The organism is Pedobacter sp. AK013, from assembly GCF_014205835.1.
Lineage (GTDB): Bacteria > Bacteroidota > Bacteroidia > Sphingobacteriales > Sphingobacteriaceae > Pedobacter.
Genome location: NZ_JACHCQ010000082.1, coordinates 1 through 1,472, shown reverse-complemented (window position 1 = coordinate 1,472; position 1,472 = coordinate 1). Strand labels below are relative to the sequence as shown.

Sequence of the window (1,472 nt, the reverse complement as noted above, 5' to 3'; positions counted from 1 at the left end):
ATCAGTATCTATGTAATAAAGTGATCTTAGTTCAAGTGGTCTTTAGCAAGCCACAATTGTTAAATTTAAACAAAGAAGAGAACTAAGATCATGACAAATTTAGCAGAAAAATTAGATTTTAGCGGTCATACGATAAGCTGTGGCATCGATGTGCACCTTAAAAGCTGGACAGTTTCCCTGTATCTGGGGAAACAGTATCTCAAAAGTTTCGTCGAGTCTCCTCCATCAGTTGATGGACTGTGGAATTTTCTTTCAACCAACTATCCTAAAGCCCGTTATGAATGTGCTTACGAAAGCGGTTTCTGTGGATTCTGGATACAGCGTGCTTTTGCGGTTCGTTCAATAAGCTGTATCGCAGTAAATGCTGCAGATGTTCCACGGACCGATAAAGGCACAAAGAACAAGAATGACAGGAACGATTCCAGGCGGATAGCCGAGGCACTTCAGGCTGGGCAGCTGGCAGGTGTTTATGTACCTGATCCCGAACTTGAGGCGGACAGGCAGCTGGTACGGCTCAACGAGCGGTACAGCAATGACCTTACCAGGTCAAAGAACAGGATAAAGGGGCTTCTCCGCCTGATGGGGATTGAGATACCCCAAAGGTTTGGGAAGGCCAACTGGAGCGGGGCATTTGTGAAATGGTTAAAAGAGGTCAGCTGTGGGGAGCCGAGCATCCGCATCGTACTGGACAGGCAGCTTTCTATAATGGAAGCGATCAGGATCCAAAAATTGGACACGCTAAGGGAAATAAGGAAGCTTATGGGCAAGGCACGCTACCGTACTATCTTAGGCCTGCTCTGCTCTATCCCGGGAATAGGCCCGATAACAGCAGCTGTACTGATTGTTGAAATCGGTGATATTTCACGTTTTAAGAAATTTGACAGGCTCAACTCATTTGTCGGACTGTGTCCTATGGAGCATTCTACGGGTGAAAACGACAGAAAGGGAAGTATAACCACAAGACAGCACCGTCGGCTCAGGTATATGTTGGTGGAGGCTGCCTGGGTAGCGGTAAGAACAGATCCCGCCCTTACTCTATGCTATAGCAGATGGGCGGCAAGGGTTGGCTCCAGACGGGCCATTATCAAGGTAGGGAGAAAACTGCTTTCCAGGGTAAGGCATGTTTGGAATAACCGGACACCGTACGTGAGCGGACTTGTGAAATAAAAAAACAAAAACTAGCTGTAAAGATATGATAGACTGCTTTCTAAACCTTGCTTGGCAAAAACCTGCTTTAATCAGTGTGCGGCTATCTTTTAACCTGATTATTGATAAATACCTGCGGCAAATTTAACGACCGCTAATAGGAGGATATAGCTAAGTTTTTATACTTTTATAAAAGAAAAGCTTCTGAGAGGCGTTAATTTAAGTAATAGACCGCCAATTCTCAGGACAGGGAACATCTTTTGCCCATAAAAAAAGAAAAAGCTTCCTAAGCTGCTTGAAAAAGGGTTTTATTCATAGGAGGTTTA

1 protein-coding gene is annotated in these 1,472 nt (G+C 44.7%); it reads left to right on the top strand.

The genetic code is table 11. The features are described 5' to 3' along the window. Positions 1-90 precede the first annotated feature (90 nt). Complete coding sequence (locus HDC90_RS25260) at positions 91-1,167, top strand: IS110 family transposase (RefSeq protein ID WP_184471415.1); 1,077 nt, start codon at positions 91-93, stop codon at positions 1,165-1,167. Positions 1,168-1,472 lie beyond the last annotated feature (305 nt).